The 17,167-nt window shown below is 68.2% G+C and carries 18 protein-coding genes; 11 read left to right on the top strand and 7 right to left on the bottom strand.

Annotated elements, in window-relative coordinates; translation table 11 throughout:
• Positions 1 to 25: 25 nt before the first annotated feature.
• Entirely contained in the window at positions 26 to 835 is an 810-nt protein-coding gene (locus AruCF_RS03000) for an alpha/beta fold hydrolase (protein WP_049071321.1), read from the top strand.
• A gap of 13 nt (positions 836 to 848) precedes the next feature.
• Here the strand turns inward: AruCF_RS03000 and AruCF_RS02995 are convergent, their stop codons facing one another.
• Positions 849 to 1,319: an Lrp/AsnC family transcriptional regulator gene (locus AruCF_RS02995; RefSeq protein WP_006388732.1), complete on the bottom strand. Its 471-nt coding sequence runs from the start codon at positions 1,317 to 1,319 to the stop codon at positions 849 to 851.
• Positions 1,320 to 1,563: 244 nt separating this feature from the next.
• On the opposite strand from AruCF_RS02995, the gene AruCF_RS02990 reads away from it, so the two are divergent.
• Positions 1,564 to 2,520: a DMT family transporter gene (locus AruCF_RS02990; protein ID WP_235432735.1), complete on the top strand. Its 957-nt coding sequence runs from the start codon at positions 1,564 to 1,566 to the stop codon at positions 2,518 to 2,520.
• A 70-nt stretch (positions 2,521 to 2,590) separates the two neighbouring features.
• On the opposite strand, the gene fusA is transcribed toward AruCF_RS02990, so the two are convergent.
• The 4 genes from fusA to AruCF_RS02970 form a co-directional block, all read right to left on the bottom strand.
• On the bottom strand, positions 2,591 to 4,702 hold the full coding sequence (fusA, locus tag AruCF_RS02985) for an elongation factor G (protein WP_049071316.1): 2,112 nt from the start codon (positions 4,700 to 4,702) through the stop codon (positions 2,591 to 2,593).
• Positions 4,703 to 4,982: 280 nt separating this feature from the next.
• Entirely contained in the window at positions 4,983 to 5,447 is a 465-nt protein-coding gene (locus AruCF_RS02980) for a universal stress protein (RefSeq protein WP_006388728.1), read from the bottom strand.
• An 87-nt stretch (positions 5,448 to 5,534) separates the two neighbouring features.
• The gene (locus AruCF_RS02975; protein ID WP_025137488.1) at positions 5,535 to 5,879 is read right to left on the bottom strand and encodes a protein tyrosine phosphatase family protein; all 345 of its coding nucleotides are present in this window, start codon (positions 5,877 to 5,879) and stop codon (positions 5,535 to 5,537) included.
• Positions 5,880 to 5,925: 46 nt separating this feature from the next.
• On the bottom strand, positions 5,926 to 7,329 hold the full coding sequence (locus tag AruCF_RS02970; protein ID WP_144419196.1) for an aminotransferase-like domain-containing protein: 1,404 nt from the start codon (positions 7,327 to 7,329) through the stop codon (positions 5,926 to 5,928).
• A gap of 173 nt (positions 7,330 to 7,502) precedes the next feature.
• Here AruCF_RS02970 and AruCF_RS02965 point away from each other — a divergent pair, with 173 nt between their 5' ends.
• Both AruCF_RS02965 and AruCF_RS02960 read left to right on the top strand, forming a co-directional pair.
• Complete coding sequence (locus AruCF_RS02965; protein WP_100508681.1) at positions 7,503 to 8,429, top strand: DMT family transporter; 927 nt, start codon at positions 7,503 to 7,505, stop codon at positions 8,427 to 8,429.
• Positions 8,426 to 9,070 (top strand): LysE family translocator, encoded by a 645-nt coding sequence (locus AruCF_RS02960; RefSeq protein WP_049071312.1) that lies wholly within the window; start codon positions 8,426 to 8,428, stop codon positions 9,068 to 9,070. Before AruCF_RS02965 ends, AruCF_RS02960 begins: the two co-directional genes overlap by 4 nt.
• Before the next feature lie 52 nt (positions 9,071 to 9,122).
• Here AruCF_RS02960 and AruCF_RS02955 read toward each other — a convergent pair whose 3' ends face one another.
• Positions 9,123 to 9,815 (bottom strand): LrgB family protein, encoded by a 693-nt coding sequence (locus AruCF_RS02955; RefSeq protein WP_049071309.1) that lies wholly within the window; start codon positions 9,813 to 9,815, stop codon positions 9,123 to 9,125.
• Positions 9,805 to 10,209 (bottom strand): CidA/LrgA family protein, encoded by a 405-nt coding sequence (locus tag AruCF_RS02950; protein WP_049071308.1) that lies wholly within the window; start codon positions 10,207 to 10,209, stop codon positions 9,805 to 9,807. Before AruCF_RS02950 ends, AruCF_RS02955 begins: the two co-directional genes overlap by 11 nt.
• Before the next feature lie 94 nt (positions 10,210 to 10,303).
• On the opposite strand from AruCF_RS02950, the gene AruCF_RS02945 reads away from it, so the two are divergent.
• The 7 genes from AruCF_RS02945 to AruCF_RS02915 all read left to right on the top strand — a co-directional run bounded on the left by AruCF_RS02945 (position 10,304) and on the right by AruCF_RS02915 (position 17,167).
• Positions 10,304 to 11,191 carry a LysR family transcriptional regulator gene (locus tag AruCF_RS02945; RefSeq protein WP_049071306.1) on the top strand — a complete coding sequence of 296 codons (888 nt, stop codon included), beginning with the start codon at positions 10,304 to 10,306 and terminating at the stop codon, positions 11,189 to 11,191.
• Positions 11,192 to 11,262: 71 nt separating this feature from the next.
• Positions 11,263 to 12,150, top strand: coding sequence for an alpha/beta hydrolase (locus tag AruCF_RS02940; RefSeq protein ID WP_049077449.1), 888 nt, complete (start codon positions 11,263 to 11,265; stop codon positions 12,148 to 12,150).
• Positions 12,151 to 12,404: 254 nt separating this feature from the next.
• A complete protein-coding gene (locus AruCF_RS02935; RefSeq protein ID WP_049071304.1) occupies positions 12,405 to 13,316 on the top strand; it encodes a dihydrodipicolinate synthase family protein in 912 nt (303 codons plus the stop codon).
• A gap of 76 nt (positions 13,317 to 13,392) precedes the next feature.
• Positions 13,393 to 14,148 (top strand): ABC transporter ATP-binding protein, encoded by a 756-nt coding sequence (locus tag AruCF_RS02930; RefSeq protein ID WP_049077448.1) that lies wholly within the window; start codon positions 13,393 to 13,395, stop codon positions 14,146 to 14,148.
• Complete coding sequence (locus tag AruCF_RS02925; protein ID WP_049071301.1) at positions 14,141 to 14,860, top strand: ABC transporter ATP-binding protein; 720 nt, start codon at positions 14,141 to 14,143, stop codon at positions 14,858 to 14,860. Before AruCF_RS02930 ends, AruCF_RS02925 begins: the two co-directional genes overlap by 8 nt.
• 86 nt (positions 14,861 to 14,946) lie before the next feature.
• Positions 14,947 to 16,152, top strand: a complete 1,206-nt coding sequence (locus tag AruCF_RS02920) for an ABC transporter substrate-binding protein (protein ID WP_049071300.1) — start codon at positions 14,947 to 14,949, stop codon at positions 16,150 to 16,152.
• Positions 16,153 to 16,264: 112 nt separating this feature from the next.
• A complete protein-coding gene (locus AruCF_RS02915; protein WP_006388713.1) occupies positions 16,265 to 17,167 on the top strand; it encodes a branched-chain amino acid ABC transporter permease in 903 nt (300 codons plus the stop codon).

Genomic DNA, 17,167 nt, shown 5'->3' with positions numbered 1-17,167 from the left:
GGCTGGCTTTCCCGACCCCGACCCGATGCGTTCCGAACCCGTCCTGCCCCTGCAAAGCGCCGATATCGGCGGCTATGCCATGTCCTACACCGAATACGGCGAAGGGGCGCCCCTGGTGCTGGTGCACGGCTCGCTGTCGGACTGTCGCTACTGGAAATCGCAGATGGCGCCGCTGGGCCGTTCGTTCCGGGTGCTGGCGGTATGCCTGCGCCGCTATTGGCCCGAAAGCTGGGATGGCGAAGGCGACGGTTTCTCGGTGGCGCAGCACGGCGCCGACGTGCTGGCGTTCATCGACAAGGTGGCGGGCGGTCCCGCCCATCTGGTGGGCCATTCGCGCGGCGGCCGCGTGGCCCTGGAAGCCGCGCTGACCCGCCCCGACGCACTGCGCAGCCTGACGCTGGCCGACCCCGGCCTGCCGCTGCCTGGCGGCGACGACGCCCGGGGCGGCTTTCGCCAGCGGGCGCTCGAACTCATCCGCGACGGCGCCGTGGAAGAAGGCCTGGCGCTGTTCGTGGACACGGTGACCGGACCGGACACCTGGCAACGCATGGTGCCCTGGTTCAAGGAAATGGTGCGCGACAACGCCGGCACGCTGTTCGGCCAGGCTCGCGAGACGCCGGCCTCGCTGAGTCCGCAGGAGATCGCCTCGCTGACACTGCCGACGCTGCTCATCGGCGGCGCGTTGAGCCCCGATCCCTACCCCGCCGTGCTCGACGCGCTGGAGAGCTGGCTGCCGCAATCGCGGCGGGTGGACATTGCCGGCTCGTCGCACGGCATGAACCTGGGCAATCCGCGCGCCTTCAACGGCGCCATCGAATCGTTCCTGCGCGGTTGAGCGGCGCGAGTCGTCAGGGCTCGACCGACGGCGTGTGCTTGAGGCGCTTGAGCACGAAGGTCGAGCGGCTGTGCCGCACACCGGGCAGCTTGTAGAGCCGCTTGCGCAGGAACTCTTCATAACCTTCGGTGCCGGCCACCGCGACCTTGATCAGGTAGTCGTATTCGCCCGTCACCAGGAACGCTTCCACCACTTGCGGCAGGCGGGTGATCGCCTCGCCGAAGCGCGCCAGCGTGTCGTCGTCGTGGTGCTCGAGCGTGACCTCGATCATGACCGTGTCCGGCAGGCCCAGCGCCTTCTGGTTCAACAGGGCCGCGTAGCCCTCGATCACGCCCGCGTCCTCCAGCGCCTTGACCCGGTTCCAGCAGGGCGTGGGCGACAGGCCGACCTGCTCGGCCAGCTTCAGGTTGGTGAGGCGGCCGTCGGTGCGCAGCGCGCGCAGGATCTTGCGGTCGGTTTCGTCGATTTTGGGTGGGGTGGACACGGCGGAAAATCCGTAGAAGAGACTATCCCTGCAAAACCTGATTCTAGAGGATATATATTCCTTCAATACCGCCAAATTGGCGGGAATCAGGAAACCTATTTTCCCGACCCGGCCGTAGACTCTCCATCAAGACGGGTATTACCCCGCCCGTCGGATCCAGCGCCCGCGCCGTGGCACAACCCGGCGCTGGCGCCGGTGTAGTCCACCGCAGTGTGCCGCGCGCCGATCCGCGCGGCGGGAAATCATGTCTCACGCAGCAGCAGTCCCCGCAAGAACCGGCCTGGGCCTGTCCGGCACCGCCATGCTCCTGGCCGCGCCGGCGCTCTTCGCCTCCAACATGGTGGCCGCCCGCTGGGCCCACGACGCCGCCCTTCCCCCCGTGTTCCTGGCTTTCGGCCGCTGGCTGATCGCCTTCCTGATCCTGTTGCCGCTGGCCGCGCCGGCCTTGCTGCGGCATCGCCAGGCGCTGTGGCGCGGCCTGCCCACGCTGCTGCCGCTGGCGGTGCTGGGCATGGGCGTGGCGGTGGCGCCGCAGTACATCGGCGCCCAAAGCACCAGCGCCACCAACATCGCCCTGATCTTCTCATGCAGCCCGATCCTGGTGGCGCTGCTGGAGGCAGTCATCTGGCGCAAGCCCCTTTCGCCCCTGCGCGCCGCCGGGCTGGCGCTGGCGCTGGGCGGCGTGCTGGTGGTGCTGACGCGCGGCGACGCCTGGGCGCTGGCGCGGCTGGCGTTCGGCCAGGGCGACCTGTGGGTGCTGCTGGCCGCCACCGGCTGGGCGCTCTATACGGTGCTGCAGAAGCGCCTGGCGCAGCCGGCGGTGCCGGATGGCGCGCGGCTGGCGGCGATGATGCTGGGCGGCGCGATCGCGCTGGCGCCGTTCGCCGGCATCGAAGCCGCCACCGGCGCCACCCCGCCCTGGAGCGATCCACGGCTGGCGGCGGTGCTGCTGTTCCTGGCGGTGGTGCCGAGCCTGGGCGCGTATTACGTCTACGGCCGGTTGATCAGCCGCGCCGGTCCCGCCACGGCGGGCCTGTCGATGTTCCTGGTGCCGGTGTATGCCGCGCTGCTGGCCTGGCCGCTGCTGGGCGAGGCGCCGCAACTGTTCCATGCCTACGGCTTCGTGATGATCCTGCTGGGCGTGAAGCTGGCGTCCTCGCGCATGCGGGCGACGACGGGCGGGGCCGCCGCGCCGGCATGAAGCACACGTAGCGCCGACATGAAAAAAGGGCCACCCGCACGGGTGGCCCTTGTTCCGAGCCGATCGGAATTCAGCGGCCCGAACCCTGGGCCGCGATCACTTCCTGCGCCACCTGGCGCGGCGCTTCGGCGTAGTGCTTGAACTCCATCGTGTAAGTGGCGCGGCCCTGCGTCAGCGAGCGCAGCGAGGTGGAGTAGCCGAACATCTCAGCCAGCGGCACCTCGGCCCGCACCACCTTGCCGCCGCCCCCGGCGATGTCTTCCATGCCCTGCACCATGCCGCGACGCGACGACAGGTCGCCCATGACGTTGCCGGTGAAGTCCTCGGGCGTTTCCACCTCGACCTGCATCATCGGCTCCAGCAGCACCGGATCGGCGCGCCGCATGCCTTCCTTGAAGGCCATCGAGCCGGCCATCTTGAAGGCGTTTTCGTTCGAGTCCACGTCGTGATACGAACCGAAGAACAGCGTCACCTTGACGTCGACCACCGGATAGCCCGCCAGCACGCCGGCGTTGAGCGATTCGCGGATGCCCTTGTCCACCGCCGGGATGAACTCGCGCGGCACCACGCCGCCCTTGATGGCGTCGACGAACTCGTAACCCTTGCCCGGTTCCTGCGGCTCAATCTTGAGCACCACGTGGCCGTACTGGCCGCGGCCGCCCGACTGCTTGACGAACTTGCCTTCGACTTCGTCACAGGTCTTGCGGATGGTCTCGCGGTAGGCCACCTGCGGCTTGCCCACCGTGGCCTCGACGCCGAACTCGCGCTTCATGCGGTCGACCAGGATTTCCAGGTGCAGCTCGCCCATGCCGGAGATGATGGTCTGGCCGGATTCCTCGTCGGTGCGCACGCGGAACGAGGGATCTTCCTGCGCCAGCCGGCCCAGGGCGATGCCCATCTTTTCCTGGTCGGCCTTGGTCTTGGGCTCGACCGCCTGCGAGATGACCGGCTCGGGGAACACCATGCGTTCGAGCACGATGACGTGCGCCGGATCGGTCAGCGTGTCGCCGGTGGTGACATCCTTGACGCCTACCGCCGCGGCGATGTCGCCGGCATAGACCTCGGTGATCTCGCGCCGCTCGTTGGCGTGCATCTGCAGGATGCGGCCCAGGCGTTCCTTCTTTTCCTTGACCGGGTTGTAGACCGAGTCGCCGGACTTGACCACGCCCGAATAGACGCGGAAGAACACCAGCTGGCCGACGAACGGGTCGGTCATGATCTTGAAGGCCAGCGCCGAGAACGGTTCCTTGTCGGTGGGATGGCGCTCGATTTCGTGGTCGCGCTCGTCGTGGCCCTTGATGGCGGGCACGTCGACCGGCGACGGCAGGTAGTCGATGACCGCGTCCAGCATGGCCTGCACGCCCTTGTTCTTGAAGGCGCTGCCGCACAGCATGGGCACGATCTCGTTGGCGACCGTGCGCTGGCGCAGGCCCTGCTTGATCTCGGCCTCGGTCAGCGCCTCGCCGCCCAGGTATTTCTCCAGCAGCGTTTCATTGGCCTCGGCGGCCTTCTCGACCATCTTGTCGTGCCACTCCTGCGCCTGCGCCTGCAGCGCCGGCGGAATATCGCGGTACTCGAAACGCACGCCCTGGCTGGCGTCGTCCCAGATGATGGCCTTCATCTTGACCAGGTCGATGACGCCCTCGAAGCCGTCCTCGGCGCCCACCGGCAGTTGCACCGGCACGGCATCGCCCTTCAGGCGTTCGCTGATCTGGCGCTGCACGCGCAGGAAGTCGGCGCCGACGCGGTCCATCTTGTTGACGAAGGCCAGCCGCGGCACGCGGTACTTGTTGGCCTGGCGCCAGACGGTCTCGGATTGCGGCTGCACGCCGCCGACCGCGTCATAGACCATGACCGCGCCGTCCAGCACGCGCATGGAGCGTTCGACCTCGATGGTGAAGTCGACGTGGCCCGGCGTGTCGATGATGTTGATGCGGTGTTCGGGATAGTTGCCGCCCATGCCCTTCCAGAAGGCGGTGGTGGCGGCGGACGTGATGGTGATGCCGCGTTCCTGTTCCTGCTCCATCCAGTCCATCACGGCGGCGCCGTTATGCACTTCGCCGATCTTGTGGGTGATACCGGTATAGAAGAGGATGCGCTCGGTGGTCGTCGTCTTGCCCGCGTCGATGTGGGCGCTGATGCCGATGTTCCGGTATAGCTCGATAGGCGTCTTGCGAGTCATGGCCTCGTTCCTTGCAGTAATCACCAGGAATGGGCGGCAGGTCCGACCGGATACTGCCGCGGCGGGCGCCATGCCGCGTTGAGAGGTGTGCTCGGGTGTTGCGAAACCGCGCCCGCACTATCCTTGAATATTACGCGCCGCGAGCCGGTTTACAAGCTTTAGCCATAAGCGCCATAGGGGATGGCGCGGGCAAGAAAAAGCCCCTCGGCGGGGAGGGGCTGGGCGGGCGGCGCCGCCGGCGGGCCTGACAGCGGCCTGACGCCGGCGAGGCGGGCCGGGATTACTTCTTTTCTTCCTTGACGCGGTACACCAGCACGGCGGTGCTGGCCAGCGACAGCACCTTGGCGGTGACGCTGCCCAGCAGCAGGCGCGACAGGCCGCTGCGGCCGTGGCTGCCGATGAAGATCAGGTCGCAACCGGCGTCGGCGGCGGCCTGGACGATGCCGTCGGCCACGTTGAAGTTGGACACGGCGCGCGCCTCGGACTTCACGCCGGCGGTGTCGGCGCGGTCGGTGATCTGCTTGAGGTACTTGTCGGCCTGCTCGGCCGAGGCCTTTTCGTAGTCTTCGTCGGTGATGGCGTAGGCCGCGGCCATGCCGTCGAAACCGATGGTGGCGGCGAACGGCTGCGTCACGTAGAGGGCGACGACGTCAGCGCCCACCGAGCGCGCGAAGGAAATGCCGGCGTTGGCGGCTTGGGCCGACAGCGGCGAGCCGTCGGTGGGAATCAGGATCTTCTTGAACATCTTGCCTGCTCCTGTTTGAGAGGAAGCTCCATGCTACCGGAAACCCGCCAGGTTCACATCAAGCGAACCCGGCGCCATTGATACGCATCAACCCAGTTGCTGGGCGGCGGCGAACAGGTTGGTGCAGCGGGTGCCGGTGCGGCAGTACGCCAGCACCGGGCCCGGCAGGGTGCGCAGCAGTTCGGCGAAGCGGACCACGTCGGCCGCGGTCATGGCGCTGCCGACGACCGGCTGGTATTCGATTTTCAGGCCGGCGGCGGCGGCGGCCTTGGACACGTCGGCGGCGGTCGGCTGGTCGGGGCCGCCCTCGAAGTCGGGACGGTTGATGATGACGCTCTTGTAGCCGGCGGCGGCCACGTCGGCCATGTCGTCGGGACCCAGTTGCGGGGCGACGGCGAAGTTCTCGGTGAGGGGCTTGATGGGTGCGGACATGGCGATTCCTTGATGGGGGTGACTGCGTATTATTGTAGGAGCCGTTTCAGCCGAAAAGCTTTTCCAGCACGTTCCAGACGCCGCGATCATCGGCCATGGAAACGGAAAAGCGCAACATCGTCGACGGCCCCTGCGAGGGCGAGAACAGCGTGCCGGGCGCCAGCAACATGCCGCGGTCGGCGGCGGCGCGGGCCAGCACCTCGCTATCGCGGCCGCAATCGGCCCAGACGAACATGCCGGCCTGCGGCTCATGCCGGATGGTCAAGCCCAGCTTGAGCAACCCTTTCAGGCAGCGCTGGCGGGCCTCGTCCACGCGCTGGCGCACACGCTCGATGTGGCGTCGGTACTGGCCTTCCATCAGCACCCGGTGCACCACCCGCTCGCCCAGTTCGGGCGAGGTCAGCCCGGCCAGCATTTTCAGGTCGGCCAACTTCTGCAGGATATCGGGATTGGCGGCCAGGTAGCCGACCCGCAGGCTGGCCGCCAGCATCTTGGAATAACCGCTGACCAGGATAACGCGGTTGAGCCGGTCCAGCACCGCCAGCTTCATGGCGCCGCCGGGGTGCAGCTCGCCGTAGGTATCGTCTTCCACCACCAGGAAATCGTGGCGCTCGGCGATGCGCAGGATGTCGTAGGCGGCGCCCGCCGACAGGGTATGGCCGGTAGGGTTGTGCACCGCGCTGTTGATGATGAACAGCTTGGGCTTGTGCTGCGCCGCCAGTTGCTCCAGCAGGGCGATATCGGGGCCGTCGGGGCCGCGCGGCACCCCGATCAGGCGCGCGCCGAAGGCCGCCAGGCGGCCGAAGATAACGAACCAGGCCGGGTCCTCGACCAGCACGGTATCGCCCGGCTGCACCAGCAGGCGGGCGATCAGGTCGAGCCCGTGGGTGACGCCGTTGGTGGTGAGCAGATTGCGTTCGGGATGGGCCGGCACGCCGTCGCTCTGCAGCGACGCCGCGATCTGCTGGCGCAGCGGCGAAAACCCCTGCGGGTGGCCATAGGACACCAGATGGCCGCGCACCGAGCGGCCGACGGCGCGCACCGCGCCCGCCACCATTTCCGGATCGAGCCATTCCGCCGGCAGCAGGCCGGCGCCGCCCGGCATACCGGGACCGCCCCCCTCGCGGAACATGCTGCGCAACAGCCAGGCGATGTCGACCCGCGCGGGCGGGACAAAGGCCTGGCCGGCAGGCGCGGGCACGCTGGCCGCGGGAGCCAGCGGACCGCTGCGGGCGCGCACGAAGAATCCGGCGCCACGGCGCGACTGCACCAGGCCGCGTGCCACCAGCCGGTCGTAGGCCTCCACCACCGTGAAGCGGCTGACGCCGGATTGCTCGGCCATCTTGCGGATCGACGGCAGGCGGGTGCCAGGCCGCAGGCCCTGTTCGTCGATGCGCCGGGCCAGGCCGTCGGCCAGTTGCGCCACCAGCGTGGCGTCGGCCTGGCGCACGGGCTGCCAGGGCATGGAAGGCGAAGCAACTGTCATGGGAATTTCACCAGGCCAGTGGTTAAAGTGACATGCAAAGGTGTACCGGTACTGTACCGATGACTATGCGTAGAGTGACAGCAATGGCGTCAACCCGCAAGCCCTGTGGACCGCCCCTTTTTTCTGGACGCCCACCGATGCGCCGCACCGCGTTGTATCCCTCGCCCCAGGCCGCCCCCGTTGCGTCCCGCCCCTCGCCCTGGGAGGGCTATGGCTACGGCCTGCTGGGCGTGCTGGTGTTCTCGCTGACACTGCCGATGACACGGCTCGCGGTGGCCGAATTGCCGCCGCTGCTGGTGGGCCTGGGACGGGCCTTGCTGGCGGCTGTGCCGGCACTGGCCCTGCTGTGGCTGACCCGCAGCCGGCGGCCCGATCGCCGCGAATGGCCCGGCGTCATCCTGGCCGCGCTTGGCATCGTGGTGGGGTGGCCGCTTGCCTCGACGCTGGCGATGCAGACCGTCGCATCGTCGCACGGCGCGGTGTTCAACGGCCTGCTGCCGCTGTCCACGGCCGTCTTCGCGGCCTGGCGCAGCGGCGAACGTCCCTCGCCGGCATTCTGGGGCTGGGCCATGGTGGGCGCCGCCCTGGTATGCGCATTCGCGCTGCGCGAGGGCCAGGGCGCGCTGGCGATGGGCGATTTCTGGCTGTTGCTGGCGGTGCTGCTGGGCGGGATGGGCTATGCCGAGGGCGCGCGCGCCTCGCGCACGCTGGGGGGCTGGCGCACCATCTGCTGGGCGCTGGCCATCAGCGCGCCGGTGCTGGCGGTGCCGGTCGGCTGGATGGCCTCGCGGCAGGCCGGCTGGCCCGCCGTCGACGTCATCTGGGCCTGCGCCTATCTGGCGTTCGGCTCGATGTTCCTGGGATTTTTTGCCTGGTATCGCGGCCTGGCGGCGGGTGGCATTGCCCGCGTCGGACAGATCCAGTTGCTGCAGCCGTTCCTGACGGTCCTGGCCGCGGCCCTGTTTTTCGGCGAGGCCGTGGACCTGACCACGTTCCTGTTCGCCCTCGCCGTCATCGTGGTCATCGCCGGCGGCCGCCGCGCGATCGTTGGAGTCAAGAAATGACGCTGTTCCCTTCCAGTCTGGCCGACGTGCCGCTCACTTCCCTGTCCTTGCTGGGGCCCCTGGCCCTGTTCGCGCTGGTCAGCTCGATCACGCCCGGGCCCAACAACGTCATGCTGGCCGCATCCGGCCTGAACTTCGGCTTCCGCCGCAGTATGCCGCACCTGCTGGGCGTGAACCTGGGCTTCACGCTGATGATCTTCCTGGTGGGCATCGGCCTGGGTTCCGTGTTCCAGCAGTTGCCGGTGCTGTACACCGTGCTGAAGTACGGCGGCGCCGCCTACCTGCTGTACCTGGCCTGGAAGATCGCCAATTCGGGCGGGGTGGAAGAAGGCCATGCCCGCGGCAAGCCGATGACTTTCCTGCAGGCGGCAGCCTTCCAGTGGGTCAATCCCAAGGCCTGGGTGATGGCGGTGGGCATTATCGCGACCTACACGCCGCAAGCGGGCTTCTTCGCCAACCTGGTGATCGCCACGCTGGTCTGCGGCCTCGTCAACCTGCCCAGCATCGGCATCTGGGTCACCTTCGGCACCGCGCTGCGCCGGGTATTGCACAAGCCGCGGGCGATCCGGGCTTTCAACATCACCATGGCCCTGTTGCTGGTGGCCTCGCTGTATCCGGTGGTGCTGGAAGCGCTGCGCTGAACGCGCCGCCGGCGCCTGCAAGCGTCGGCCGGCCGCCGTGTCCACCACGCCGTCAGGCCAGCAGGGCCACCACCACGGCCGGCGTGACGAGCACGTTGAACAGGCCCGCCATCACCATCACCAGGCCTGCGACCGCGCCCTCCTCGGCCGCCAGTTCGCGCGCCTTGGCCGTGCCGGCGCCATGCGCGCCCATGCCGAACAGCGCGCCGCGCGCCAGGGCCGAGCGCAGCGGCAGCCAGCGCCGCATGAACTGGCCGATGGCCGCGCCGAACACCCCGGTGACGATCACGAACACCGCCGTCAGGTCCGGCGCGCCGCCGACGTGCGAGGAAACCGCCACCGCGAACGGCGTGGCCACCGAACGCGGCAGCAGGCTCAGCCGCAGGTCTGGCGGCAGGTCCAGCAGGCTGCCCAGCAGCCAGGCGCTGGCGCCGGCAATGGCGCTACCGACCGCCACGCCCGCCCCCAGCACCGGCCAGTAGCGCCGGATCAACGCGCGCTGCTCGTACAGCGGCAGCGCGAACGCGACGATCACCGGCCCCAGCATCATCATCAGCCAGTGCGAGCCCGACATGTAGTCGCGGTAGCCGGTATGCAGCAGCAGCGCCAGCATCAGCAACAAAGCCGGAGCCACCACCAGCGTGGAGGTCCACCAATAGGCATAGCGGCGGTAGAACAGCCGCGCGCAGGCATAGGCCAGTACCGTCGCCAGCGGCCAGAAAAGCAGGTTGAATTCAGTGCGCATGGCGGTTCATCCAGCGGTAGCAGAGGTCGATCGTCAGCGCCGTGCCGACCATGACCAGGGCCGTGCCCAGCAGGATCACGGCCAGCAGCTTGGCGCCCAGCACGCCCAGGAATTCACGGTGGTCCAGCAGCGACATCACGGCGGGCACGAAGAACAACAGCATCTCGCCCAGCAGCCAGCTCGCGCCCCGGTGCACGTTGCGCACCCGCAGCAGGCCCGAAGCCAGCAACGCCAGCACCAGCGCCATGCCGATGACGCCGCCGGGGATCGGCAGGCCGGCGACATTGGCCAGCGCCTGGCCCAGCAGGGAGAACAGGATGAGAAGAACGATCTGCAGCACGCGGCTGCGGCGCAGCAGGCTGCGCAGGACGATGGGGTAGCGAGGGCGAGACATGGAAATTTCCGGCGGACAGGAAACGTTTTACGCCGGGCAAGGCCATAGATAAAATGAATTTGTCGAATTCTCCCTATTCCAATCAGGCATAACCATGGATCTGCGCCCGCTGCGCGCGCTGGTGGAGGTGGTCCGCCAGGGTGGCTTCTCCCAGGCCGCCAAAATCGTTTTCGCCACCCAGCCCACGGTCAGCAAGGCGGTGCGCCAGCTGGAGGATGAAATCGGGATGCCGCTGCTGGACCGCCAGGCGCAGCCGCCCCGGCTGACCGAGGCCGGCGAAATCGTGTACCGGCGGGCCGTGAAGATGTTGGCCGAACGCGACGATCTGTACGCCGAGCTGGACGAGTTGCGCGGCCTCAAGCGCGGCGTGCTGCGGCTGGGCCTGCCGCCGCTGGGCAGCAGCACGCTGTTCGCGCCCATGTTCGCGCGCTTTCGCAGCCGCTATCCGCAGGTCGAGATCAGCCTGCTGGAACACGGCGGCCACCGGCTGGAGGAAATGGTCATGGCCGGCGAGATCGAGCTGGCGGCGTCGCTGCGACCGGTCTCCGAGGATTTCGACTGGCAGCCGGTGGCGCGCGAGCCGCTGATGGCGCTGCTGCCAGCCGATCATGCGCGTGCCCGCGCCGCCACCGTCGGCCTGGAACAGTTGCGCGATTCGCCTTTCATCCTGTTCGAGACCGGGTTCGCCCTCAACCGCATCATCCAGGAAGCCTGCCAACGGGCCGGTTTCGCGCCGGCCATCGCGGCGCGCAGCGGCCAGATCGACTTCATCGTGGCGCTGGTCAGCGCCGGACTGGGCGTGGCCTTCCTGCCCCGCGTGAAGGCCGAGGAAGAACGGCACGCGGGCGTGGCGCTAGTGCCGCTGCGCGATGCCCGGACCGACTGGGAGATGGGCCTGGTGTGGCGGCGCGGCGGGTATCTGTCGCCAGCGGCGCAGGCCTGGCTGGCCCTGGCGCGCGAGATGCATCCGGACACCGCTTGAAGCGATCCGCCAACGATCCGCGTTGTATGCTGGCGGCGCAACCACGCTCGTCGGCGTGGGTCTCATCCATCATGCCCGCCCTGCCCCGATTCACCGTCCGCCGCCTGATCGGCGCCGCCGTGCTCGCCGCCGCCAGCGTGGTCGGGTGCTCGCAACTCGACTCCTGGCAACGCCAGACCATCTTCTCCCCGCAGTCCGAGCCGCAGACCTGGTGGCGAGAGCCGGCCAAGGGCACGCAGGTCTACGACCTGGCGCTGGCCAATGGCGACAAGGTGCGGGCCTGGTATTGGCAAAGCCCGCAAGCCGACGCGCCCACCGTGCTGTATCTGCACGGCGCGCGCTGGAACCTGAACGGCAGCGCTTTTCGCATCGACGGCTGGACCCGCAAGGGCTATTCCGTGCTGGCCATCGACTACCGGGGCTTCGGCGCGTCGACGCCGCGCCTGCCGTCCGAGGCCAGCGCGCTGGAGGACGCCATGGCCGGCTTGAAGGAACTGGCCCGGTTGCAACCGGACCCGGCGCGCCGCTTCGTCTATGGCCACAGCCTGGGCGGCGCCATCGCCATCAACCTGGCGGCCCGCCCGGAACAACCGGACTTCGCCGGGCTGATTGTGGAGTCCAGTTTCACCAGCATCAGCGCGATGCTGGCCACCATGAAGTGGGGCCGCGTGCCCGGCGCCAGCCTGCTGGTCACGCAACCGTTCGACTCGGTGCAGACGCTGGCGCAGCTCCACACCCCGATGCTGTTCATGCATGGCACCGCCGATCGGGTGGTGCCGCACACGATGAGCGATGAGCTCTACGCCGCCGCCCGAGGCGTGGCGCCCGAGCTGAAGCGGCTGGTCAAGATCGAGGGCGCGACGCATTCGGGCGCGTTCCGCAGCGGCGAGCAATACGACGACGCCGTGAAGACTTTCATGCGCGACGCCAGCCGCGCCTATCAACGCAAGGCCGGCTGACCCTCGCGCCGCGCAACCACGGGTCGAGCCATCCGTTGCGCCCGCGGGATCGGGCGTGCGCGCCCGGCATTCGCTGGCTCCCTTGCCGCCCACTCCCCTGCGCCTTATCAGGCGCCCGCGCCGTCCTCCCCGGGGAAACCCGCTCTCGGGAAACTCCCATATCAAAATATCTTCTAAATATATTTAGCAGATATTAGACTTTCTCCCACCCGCCGCCCTTCCTTCGCGGCGCCGGCCATCCGAGGAGAATCCAGTTGAGTAACGTGCGTTGGCAGGGCGTCTTTCCTGCCGTAACCAGTAAGTTCCATGCCGACGAAACCCTCGACTTCGAAGCGATGCGCAAGCACTTCGGCTTCCTGATCGACAACGGCGTGCATGGCCTCGTCACCTGCGGTTCGCTGGGCGAAGCCAGCACCCTGACGCTGGAGGAAAAGCTGGCCGTGACGCGTTGCGCCGTGGAAGTCAGCGGCGGCCGCATCCCCGTGCTGGCCAACGTGTCGGAGACCAGCACCCGCGAGGCGCTGCGCTTCATCAAGGCGGCGGTGGACCTGGGCGTGGACGGCTTCATGCTGATGCCCTCGCTCATCTACGTGGCCGATGCGCGCGAGGCGATGCAGAGCATCCGCACCATGGCCGAGGCCGCCGCCAAGCCCTGCATGATCTACAACAACCCGGTCGCGTACCGCGTCGACCTCAAGCCCGAGCACATGGCCGAGCTGGCCGACTGCCCCTGGCTGGTGGCGATCAAGGAAAGCAGCGACGACATCCGCCGCGTGACCGACCTGCGCAACAAGCTGGGCGACCGCTTCCAGCTGTTCATCGGCGTCGACGACCTGTCGTTCGAAGCCCTGGCGCTGGGCGCCGACGGCCTGCTTGCCGGCCTGGTGACCGCCTTCCCGCGCGAGACCGTGGCCCTGTACGACCTGATGAAGGCCGGCAAGTGGCAGGAAGCGCTGGCGCTGTACCAGTGGTTCACGCCGCTGCTGCACCTGGATGTCTCGACCAAGCTGGTGCAGAACATCAAGCTGGCCGAGACCCTGGCCGGCGTCGGCAACGAGCACGTGCGCCGTCCGCGCCTGCCGCTGGTGGGCGCCGAGCGCGAGCGCTGCGCCGGCATCATCGAAGCGGCGCTGGCCAAGCGGCCGCGGCAATACCAGTCGAAGTAAACGACCCAGCCCGAAGCAGGACCGGCGCGCCCGCATGGCCGTGGCGCGCCGTCCTTGCGCCAGCCTCTCGGACACCATGCACAGCGACATCATCCTTCAGACCCGGGGCCTCACCAAGGAATTCCGCGGCTTCGTGGCGGTCAACGACGTCAACCTGAGCGTCAGGCGCGGCGCGATCCATGCGCTGATCGGTCCCAACGGGGCCGGCAAGACCACGGTCTTCAACCTGCTCACCAAGTTCCACATCCCGACCCGCGGCCAGATCGTCTACGACGGCGTCGACATCACCGGCGAACGGCCGGCGCAGACGGCGCGGCGCGGCATCGTGCGCTCGTTCCAGATCTCGGCGGTGTTTGCGCAGCTGTCGGTGCGCGAGAACGTGCGCGTGGCCTTGCAGCGCAAGCTGGGCGTGGACTACTGCTTCTGGCGTTCGGAGCGCTCGCTGGAGCGGCTGCATGCGCGGGTCGAGGAATTGCTCGACCAGGTCGGCCTGCGCGCGCAGCTGGACGTGGCCGCCGGGGACCTGCCCTACGGCCGCAAGCGCACGCTGGAGATCGCCACCACGCTGGCGCTGGAGCCCGAGCTGCTGTTGCTGGATGAGCCGACGCAGGGCATGGGCCACGAGGACGTGGACCGCGTCAAGCACCTGATCAAGCAGGTCTCGGCCGGCCGCAGCATCCTGATGGTGGAACACAACATGAAGGTGGTGGCCGACATCTGCGACACCATCACCGTCCTGCAACGCGGCGAGATCCTGGCCGAGGGTCCGTACGCCGAGGTGTCCGCGAACCCCGCGGTGCGCGAAGCGTACATGGGAGCGGAAGATGAATGACAAGACCCCGGCGCGGCCCATGCTGGAGATCCGCGATCTGCACGCCTGGTATGGCGAGTCGCACATCCTGCACGGCATCGACCTGGACGTGAAGGCGGGCGAGTGCATCACGCTGCTGGGCCGCAACGGCGCCGGCCGCAGTTCGACCCTGAAGTCGGTGCTGGGCCTGGTGGGCCGGCGCAGCGGCTCCATCAAGGTGCAAGGCCAGGAAACCATCGGCCTGCCGCCGCACAAGATCGCGCGCCGGGGCATCGGCTATTGCCCCGAAGAGCGCGGCATCTACGCCTCGCTGACCGCCGAGGAGAACCTCATGCTGCTGCCCTCGGTGGGGCCGGACGGCATGTCGGTGGAAGAGATCTACACGATGTTCCCCAACCTGAAGGAACGCGCCCACAGCCCCGGCACCCGGCTGTCGGGCGGCGAGCAGCAGATGCTGGCGATGGCGCGCATCCTGCGCACCGGCGCCCGCCTGCTGCTGCTCGATGAAATCACCGAAGGGCTGGCGCCTGTCATCGTGCAGGCGCTGGGCCGGGTGATCCGGCAATTGCAGGAGCGCGGCTACACCACCGTGCTGGTCGAGCAGAACTTCCGCTTCGCCCGGCACCTGGCCGACCGCCATTACGTCATCGAGCATGGCCAGGTGGCCGCCGTGATCGAGCGGGCCGAGGTCGAGCGGTCGCAGGACCGGCTCAACACCCTGCTCGGCATCTGAAGGCCGTCGCGCGCAGTTCCCCGTCGTTGCAGTTCCCGTGGTGCTTCCGACCGCAGTCCCCCCATTCCCCTACGGAGCGTAGTCAGATGAAATTGAATCGAATCGCAGCGGCGCTGTGCGCCATCGGCCTGGCGGGCGTCGCCCACGCCGAGGCCGGCATCAGCGACGGCATCGTCAAGGTCGGCGTGCTGACCGACCTGTCCGGCGTCTATTCCGATCTGGCCGGCAACGGCTCGGTGATCGCGGCGCGCATGGCGGCCGAAGAGATGGGCAACAAAGTGCTGGGCAAGCCGGTCGAAGTGGTGGCCGCCGACCACCAGAACAAGCCCGACGTCGCCGCCAACCTGGCGCGCGAATGGTTCGACCAGGGCAAGGTCGACATGATCACCGACTTTCCCACCGCCTCGACCGCGCTGGCCGTGATGGAGATCGCGCGCCAGAAGAACCGCGTGACCATGCCGTCCGCGGGCCTGTCGACCGCGATCCTGGGCGAAAAATGCTCGCCGCTGAACGCGCAGTGGACCACCAACACCTACGCGCTGGCGGCGGGCACGGCGCGCGCGCTGGTCAAGGAAGGCAAGAAGACCTGGTACTTCATCACCGCCGACTACACCTTCGGCCACTCGCTGGAGAAGGACGCGACCGAAGTCATCCAGGAGAACGGCGGCAGCGTCGTCGGCGTGTCGCGCCATCCCTTCCCCGGCAACGATTTCTCGTCGTTCCTGCTGAAGGCGCAGGCCTCCAAGGCCGACGTGATCGCCCTGGCCAACGCCGGCAACGACACCGTCAACGCGGTCAAGCAGGCCAACGAGTTCGGCATCACCAAGAAGCAGATCGTGGCGCCGCTGCTGACCTATATCTCGGACGTGCACAGCATGGGCCTGGCCAAGGCGCAGGGCATGTACCTGACCGAGGCGTTCTATTGGGATTACGACGACGCCTCGCGCGCCTGGGCCAGGAAGTTCTTCGAGAAGGCCAAGAAGATGCCGACGGCCTCGCAGGCCGGCGTCTACTCGGCCACGCTGTCGTACCTGAAAGCGATCGAGGCGGCCGGCACCGACGAGGCGCCGGCGGTCATGGCCAAGCTGCGCGAGATGACCATCAACGACGCCGTGATCCGCAACGGCAAGCTGCGCGCGGATGGCGCGCTGGTGCATGACATGCTGCTGTTGCAGGTGAAGGCGCCGGCCGAGTCCAAGGCGCCGTGGGACTACTACCACGTCAAGGCCGTGCTCAAGGGCGACGAGGTCTTCCCCAAGCCGCAGGCCGCCTGCGCGTTGAACAAGTCATGACGGCGCCCGGCGCCGGGCGGCCCCCGCCCGGCGCTGGCTCGATCCGCCCGTGGCGCGCGCTGGCGCGCGCCTCCCGCAACCCGACGCGTCCCGTGTCCGACCGCCGCCCACTATGTTCGACATCTCGCTTCCCGCCCTGCTCGCCCAACTGCTGGTGGGGCTGATCAACGGCTGCTTCTACGCCATCCTCAGCATGGGACTGGCCATCATCTTCGGCCTGCTCAACATCGTCAATTTCACCCACGGCGCCCAGTTCATGATGGCGGCGTTCCTGGCGTGGATCGGCTTCACCCAGCTGCCGCAGCTGCTGGGCCCGGGCGCGCAGATCAACTTCTGGGCGGCCCTGGTGCTGGCGCCGTTGATTGTCGGCGCGGTCGGGGTGGTCATCGAGAAGACGCTGCTCAAGCGGCTCTACCATCTGGACCACCTGTACGGCCTGCTGCTGACCTTCGGCATCGCGCTGATGATGGAAGGCGGGTTCCGCTACTTCTACGGCATTTCCGGCGTGGGCTACGAGCCGCCCGAGATCCTGCAGGGCGGCTTCGACCTGGGCTTCATGTTCCTGCCGGCGTACCGCGCCTTCGTGGTGGTGGCGTCGCTGCTGCTGTGCCTGCTGACCTGGTACCTGTTCGAGCGCACCCGCCTGGGCGCGCTGCTGCGCGCCGGCACCGAGAACGCCCGGCTGCTGCAGGCCTTCGGCGTCAACGTGCCGGTGATGATCACCCTGACCTACGGCTTCGGCGTGGCGCTGGCCGGCGTGGCGGGCGTGCTGGCCGCGCCCGTCATGCAGATCAACCCGCTGATGGGCTCCAACCTGCTCAATATCGTGTTCGCGGTGGTGGTGATCGGCGGCCTCGGCTCGATCATGGGCGCCATCGTCACCGGCCTGGCGCTGGGCCTGCTGGAAGGCCTGGCCAAAGTGTTCTACCCCGAAGCGTCCACCGTGGTCGTGTTCATCGTGATGGCGGTGGTGCTGCTGACGCGCCCCGCGGGCCTGTTCGGCAAGGAGAAATAA

The organism is Achromobacter ruhlandii, assembly GCF_002082135.1.
Taxonomy (GTDB): domain Bacteria; phylum Pseudomonadota; class Gammaproteobacteria; order Burkholderiales; family Burkholderiaceae_B; genus Achromobacter; species Achromobacter ruhlandii.
The sequence above is the reverse complement of the archived record's forward strand: the minus strand, read 5'-3'. Positions and strand labels throughout refer to the sequence as shown.